The following is a 5,385-nucleotide window of genomic DNA, read 5'->3' as shown; positions in this document are numbered from 1 at the left end:
ACCCACGCCCCACTCCCCCAAGAACCTCCAAAACGAGGACGATTCGGGCGCACGCCCAGCCGGGCGCCCAACGCCGCGGGCTGATCCGCCAAGATCGACCGGACAGGACCTAACCGAACGCCGAGCCCACCGTCACCTGCGCCCGGGGACCTTCTTCGCGCCGTCGTATCCGCGTGAGGACGCCGGCACCGTGGCCGCCGCGCGCAGGCACTGCGCGTCGATCACCGCGGCGGTCGGCTCCGGGTCGCGGCCGGCGTCCTCGCGGACCATGCCCCCCATCCGGTCGTGGAACTCGGCCAGCAGTCCCCGCGCGCGCCACCGCCGCGCGAAGGCGACGGGCAGCCCGTGCAGGGTGCACACCAGGTGCAGGCGCAGGCCTCAGAAGAACCGGGAGTGGCTGGCGCAGTAGCCGTACTCGGCCCATCCGGCCAGGTCGGAGCGCTTGGCCGTCTCGCGGGAGCGCCCGCACTCCACCAGTGTGGAGTCGACGACCCACACGGTGTCGGTCCACAGCGAGGTGTCGGTCGCCAGCAGCCGGTTGACCTGTGCGATCAGGTCGGCGGCCTTGCGCAACCGCCGCTTGTAGCCCGACTGCCCGAGCAGGTACGGGAAGGGATGACGCAGGTGGGCATCGGCGTGGCGGATCCACCGGCGCTCGGAGGTGAAGCCGAGAAGGGCCTGCATCACGGGGAGGGTGACCAGCTCGGCATCACTGAGCCGGGGCGCGATGCCGATCTCTGGACTCCCTCGCTTCATGTCATGCGCGCCAGCGAGCCCTTGGCATCATTCATCTAGGCAGAATCAGGCCACTGCGGCCCTGGTGGCAGGCCCTGACCCTGGTGAACGAGATACGTACCCGGGCGGCCGGCCATTTCGGGCTGGAAGATGCTCATTGGGCGGTCGGCGGGTGGACATTGCCGGGGATGTCTGCCGGGGCGCAAGCGAGTTGGGCTGCGGCGGCCTGTCGGATCTCTCCGATGGGGCGTCTCGGACGAGTTGGGGCGGTGGGACGTGAAGCCATAGCCCGCTCGTCACGAATGTGCGGCTTGGGCTTGGGCTTGGGTGCGGCAGTGGGTGAGGGCGGGTTTGATGCGGGGGTCGGGGGTGGTGGTGGTGAGGAGTTCGCCGGCGGTGGTGAGGGTGGTCCAGTAGTGGGTGGGGTTGCCGGTGGTGGGGTGGGGTTGGGTGGTGGTGAGGGAGAGGTAGGCGGTGGTGAGGTTGCCAGTGGTGAACCAGCGGGTGAGGCCGTGTTGGTGGCCGGCGCGGATGCTGCCGTGGGCGTCGATGGCGGTGGTGAGGAGTTCGATGATGGCGAGGTCGCGGTCGTCGGGGGTCTTGGGGATGTCGAACACGCCGAGGGCTTCGAGGAGTTCGCCGGTGTCGTTCTCGGTGCCGGGGCGGGGGGTGGCGAGGAGGGCGTCGTAGCAGTCGTTGAGGCGGCGTTGGGTTTCGGCGGCGGGGATGCCGAGGGCGGTGCAGACGGCGCGGGCTGAGCGGAGGGGTTCGCGGGTGTGGCGGGCGAGGGTGGCGTAGGTGTCGGCGGGGGTGGAGCCGGTGTCGAACAGGTGGCGGGCGGTGAGGGGCAGTCGCATGGTGGGTGCCTGTTCAGACGGTGAGGAGGGTGGCGGGCGTGGGGGTGGGTGCGGGGGCGATCAGCGCCCAGACGAACTTGCCGACCCCGCCGGCACGGGGGCAGCAGCCCCACTTCTCGGCCAGCTCGTTGACGAGGAGGACGCCGCGTCCGTGTTCGTCGTCGGGTGTGGGGGTGTGGAGGGAGGGGTGGCCGGTGCCGGCGTCGTGGACTTCGAGCCGGAGGCGGTCGTTGGCGAGGGCGAAGCGGATTTCGATGAGGCGGTCGGTGGGGGCGTCGGCGGTGTGCTGGACGGCGTTGGCGAAGAGTTCGCCGAGGAGGAGTTCGGCGGTGTCGCGGTAGCGGTCGCCGGTGGGGAGGGCGGCGAGGTAGGCGCGGAGCAACTGCCTTGCGATGGGGGTGGATTCGGTGCGGGAGTCCAGGCGGGCCGCGAACGGGCGGGGGCGGTGGGCGGTACGGATTTTGAGCATGGCGGGGCACCTCGGGGGGCGGATGGGGGAGCGCGAGGGTAGTGCGCAATCACGCTGTGCATGCGAATGATTGCGCTCTGGTGTCAATCATCGAGTGTCCAGAGGTACGGTGATGGTCGAAATCGGGTGCCAGGGGCACGTGGTGCGTGAGGGGGCCGGCTGTGGCACATCGGCGGTTCAAGCGGGAGTTGACGGCCAGTTCGGCCGAGCTGTTCGGCGAGGAGCTGCGGTTCTACCGGGAGCTGGCCAGCTACACCCAGGAAGAGCTGGGCAAGCTGCTGCACTGCAGCCGGACGAACATCACCCGGTACGAGACCGGTCAGCGCCGCATGCCGCCGGAAATGGTGGAGAAGGCCGATGAACTGCTCAACACGGGCGGTGCGCTGAAGCGGCTCTGGGGGAGGGTGGACTGGAACGCCGGGATTGAACATCCGGACTGGTTTCAAAGTCATGTCGACATGGAATCCGAGGCCGTGGCTGCAAGGATCTTCCAGCTGGCCGTCGTGCACGGCCTCTTGCAGTGTCGCGAATACGCCGAATCAGTCCTGGCGGTCAGTGATGCGGCTGGGAAGCCCAAAGTCATCGAAGAGCGAGCGGCGGCTCGATTGGCGAGGCAGCGACGGTTCCTGGAGTCGGATGGGCCGACTCTGTTGGTGATTCTGGACGAGAGCGCCATCCGAACTGTCGTCGGCGGACCAAAGGTGATGAGGCGGCAGATGCAGCACCTGCTGAACGTGTCGAGACTTCCGAACGTGATCGTCCAGGTTGTGCCATTCACGCGTCGACCGGCCAATGCTGACAAGTCCATGGTGATGCTGGAGATGCCCGATGGCCGCACCTGCGTCTACTCCGAGAGCCTCGATCGCGGGCACTCCAGCGATGATCCGGCGATCGTTGTGCGGCATCGGTGGAGCTATGATCTGCTCCACGAGGCGGCACTGCCAGTAGCCGACTCGCTCGCGCTGATCGCCGACGCGCTGGAAGGGTTCAGGGATGACGAGGAACGAGCTCGACTCGACGGTCTGGCGCAAGAGCAGCTACAGCGGAAGCAACGGCGGCGACTGCATCGAGGCGGCCCCCGGATTCCCAGGCCTCGTCCCCGTACGTGACTCCAAGGACCCGCACGGCCCGGTCCTTGTTTTCCCGGCTGTCGCCTGGGAAGCCTTCGTGTCGGCCGTCCGTGAGGGCGACTTTCCGGCGTAAGTCTCCAAGGGGGCAGCTGTGTTGACCTGGCGCAAGAGCAGCTACAGCGGCGGCAACGGCGGCGACTGCATCGAGGTCGCCCTCGCCTGGCGCAAGAGCAGCTACAGCCACGATGACGGTGGCAACTGCATCGAGGTGGCCCCCGGATTCCTTCCCGACGCGGTCCCGGTGCGTGACTCGAAGGACCCCGACGGCCCGGCCCTCGTTTTCCCGGCCGTCGCCTGGGAAGCCTTCGTGCGGGCAGTCCGCGAGGGCGACTTCCCGACGTAAGACCTCCGAGGAGCTGGCGATGGTGACCTGGCGCAAGAGCAGCTACAGCGGCAGCAACGGAGGCAACTGCATCGAGGTGGCCCCCGGCTTCCTTCCCGACGCCGTCCCGGTGCGTGACTCGAAGGATCCCGACGGCCCGGCCCTCGTCTTCCCCGCCGCCTCCTGGGACTCCTTCATCGCCGCTGTCCGGGCCGGCGAGCTCCTGCTCTAGCCGGTCATCCCCTGTCGCACCCGAACGATTTCGATCAGTTCCGGTGCGTCGGTGGTGCCTTGAGTAACCAGGCCACTACGGTCGATCACTGTGCGCACATGACCTGCTCGCATCGACCGAGGCGGTACCTCCATGGCACAAGAACCCCGTATCGACGTTGCCCTGACGGCCCTCAAGGAAGGTCAGGCGGAGCCCACCAAGGCCGAGTTGGCGGAGATTGCCAACTCGATCTCGCCCGGCGCCTGGTTCACCAGCGCGCTGTCGGGCGAGCGGGCCGGCCGCGACGCCGACGTGACGTGGGAGCTGACCGGCTCGCCGTACAAGGGGCAGACGGCGACCGGGCAGGCGGCGGTCTACTACGCCAACCCGAAGATCGGCCTGCGCAAGCCCTTCCTCTTCGCGGACGGCTTCAACTACGGCCCGAGCGACCTCCCCGGCCTGTTCGCCTACTTCAGCACCGCCGCCGACGGTGGACCGGGCCTCTTCGACCAACTGCTCAGCCGGGGCTACGACATCGTGCTGATCGGCTTCACCGAGCGGCACACCCACATCCAGGCCAACGCCGGGGTCGTGATCGACGCCGTCTTCCGGTCCATCGCGGAGCGCATCGGTGACGAGCGGCTGACCGTCGGCGGGGTGAGCATGGGCGGCATCATCACCCGCTACGCGCTCGCCAAGCTGGAGACCGAGCGGATGGACCACCAGACGGGGACGTACCTCTCCTTCGACTCGCCGCACAACGGTGCCTGGATCCCGCTCGTCCTCCAGCAGATGGCGTACTTCTTCGAGGACTACACCCCGGCCGGGCCGGACGGCGTCAAGCAGGCCGACCTGATCCGCAGCCCCGCCGCTCAGCAACTGCTCTGGGCGTGGGTCGAGAACGCCAAGTACTCCGGCCCGGTGGCCACCTCCAGCGACCTGCGCAAGGAGTTCCTCGCCGATCTCGCGCGGGTCGGCAACTTCCCGCAGATCCCGCGCAAGCTCGGCGTCTCCAACGGCCGCCGCGACGGGGCCGGTCTCCCGCTGCCGGCGGGCGAGGTGGCCTTCGACTGGCAGGCGCTGATCGCCAGCGCCACGGCCCGCTTCCAGCCGAACAAGGGCGACAAGCAGCGGATCGGCGGCATGCACCTCGGCCTGGCTGTGCGCCGCAGCACCACCAGCGACGTCCCGGCGCTGGACGCCGTGCCCGGCGGGACCCTGGACTCCTTCGGCAAGGTCGCGGACGCGCTCAAGGCGAAGATCTCCGAGGACTACCGCAGCGGCACCTTCGTGCCGGCCGTCAGTGCGGTGGCGCTGGACTTCGACCCGGTGAAGTGGGACGTCGACCCGGCCGCCGCGATCACCGACGCCGCCCTGGAGAACGGCCACCTGGACGCCGTGAAGTTCGACGACGCCAACACCGAGCACAGCCACGTCTCCCGCGTGCTGGTCGACTGGATCGTCGAGCAGCTCAGCTACTGACCCTCCCACCTGGTTCGGAGCACCCCCGCGGATGGGCTAAGCTATTCCACATCACCCAGATGCGCGGGTGGCGGAATAGGCAGACGCGCTGGATTCAGGTTCCAGTGCCCGAAAGGGCGTGGGGGTTCAACTCCCCCCTCGCGCACATATGAACGGGGGGGGGGGGGGGCCACAGAACA

At 68.6% G+C, this 5,385-nt stretch carries 8 protein-coding genes, 1 tRNA gene and 1 pseudogene; 6 read left to right on the top strand and 4 right to left on the bottom strand.

The features are described 5' to 3' along the window. Positions 1–132 precede the first annotated feature (132 nt). The 4 genes and pseudogenes from ACFV6I_RS19400 to ACFV6I_RS19385 form a co-directional block, all read right to left on the bottom strand. Positions 133–360, bottom strand: a complete 228-nt coding sequence (locus ACFV6I_RS19400) for a hypothetical protein (protein ID WP_380426556.1) — start codon at positions 358–360, stop codon at positions 133–135. A 21-nt stretch (positions 361–381) separates the two neighbouring features. Beyond that, a pseudogene (locus ACFV6I_RS19395) lies at positions 382–756 on the bottom strand (IS982 family transposase); the annotation flags it as partial. A 275-nt stretch (positions 757–1,031) separates the two neighbouring features. Then, positions 1,032–1,592, bottom strand: a complete 561-nt coding sequence (locus ACFV6I_RS19390; RefSeq protein ID WP_380426554.1) for a hypothetical protein — start codon at positions 1,590–1,592, stop codon at positions 1,032–1,034. 13 nt (positions 1,593–1,605) lie between these two features. Next, positions 1,606–2,061, bottom strand: a complete 456-nt coding sequence (locus ACFV6I_RS19385) for an ATP-binding protein (RefSeq protein ID WP_380426552.1) — start codon at positions 2,059–2,061, stop codon at positions 1,606–1,608. A 161-nt stretch (positions 2,062–2,222) separates the two neighbouring features. Between ACFV6I_RS19385 and ACFV6I_RS19380 the strand changes: the two genes are divergently transcribed. The 6 genes from ACFV6I_RS19380 (at position 2,223) to ACFV6I_RS19355 (ending at position 5,351) form a co-directional block, all read left to right on the top strand. After that, complete coding sequence (locus ACFV6I_RS19380; RefSeq protein WP_380426550.1) at positions 2,223–3,170, top strand: helix-turn-helix domain-containing protein; 948 nt, start codon at positions 2,223–2,225, stop codon at positions 3,168–3,170. Further along, positions 3,127–3,264, top strand: a complete 138-nt coding sequence (locus ACFV6I_RS19375) for a DUF397 domain-containing protein (protein WP_380344718.1) — start codon at positions 3,127–3,129, stop codon at positions 3,262–3,264. The genes ACFV6I_RS19380 and ACFV6I_RS19375 overlap by 44 nt, the downstream gene beginning before the upstream one ends. A gap of 21 nt (positions 3,265–3,285) precedes the next feature. Continuing rightward, the gene (locus ACFV6I_RS19370) at positions 3,286–3,534 is read left to right on the top strand and encodes a DUF397 domain-containing protein (RefSeq protein WP_380426548.1); all 249 of its coding nucleotides are present in this window, start codon (positions 3,286–3,288) and stop codon (positions 3,532–3,534) included. 19 nt (positions 3,535–3,553) lie between these two features. Then, positions 3,554–3,745 (top strand): DUF397 domain-containing protein, encoded by a 192-nt coding sequence (locus tag ACFV6I_RS19365; protein WP_380426546.1) that lies wholly within the window; start codon positions 3,554–3,556, stop codon positions 3,743–3,745. 132 nt (positions 3,746–3,877) lie between these two features. Then, entirely contained in the window at positions 3,878–5,206 is a 1,329-nt protein-coding gene (locus ACFV6I_RS19360) for a hypothetical protein (protein WP_107452929.1), read from the top strand. 61 nt (positions 5,207–5,267) lie between these two features. Further along, a tRNA-Leu gene (locus ACFV6I_RS19355) sits at positions 5,268–5,351 on the top strand. Positions 5,352–5,385 lie beyond the last annotated feature (34 nt).

The sequence above is a fragment of the Kitasatospora sp. NPDC059803 genome (assembly GCF_042732255.1).
Taxonomy (GTDB): domain Bacteria; phylum Actinomycetota; class Actinomycetes; order Streptomycetales; family Streptomycetaceae; genus Kitasatospora.
This window is presented reverse-complemented; position numbering and strand designations above follow the sequence as displayed.

What these genes read in the sequence shown, in the direction of transcription:
- ACFV6I_RS19390 (WP_380426554.1), bottom strand. Translation starts at nt 1,592, where the DNA reads ATGCGACTGCCCCTCACCGCCCGCCACCTGTTCGACACCGGCTCCACC.
- ACFV6I_RS19385 (WP_380426552.1), bottom strand. Translation starts at nt 2,061, where the DNA reads ATGCTCAAAATCCGTACCGCCCACCGCCCCCGCCCGTTCGCGGCCCGC.
- ACFV6I_RS19360 (WP_107452929.1), top strand. Translation starts at nt 3,878, where the DNA reads ATGGCACAAGAACCCCGTATCGACGTTGCCCTGACGGCCCTCAAGGAA.
- ACFV6I_RS19365 (WP_380426546.1), top strand. Translation starts at nt 3,554, where the DNA reads ATGGTGACCTGGCGCAAGAGCAGCTACAGCGGCAGCAACGGAGGCAAC.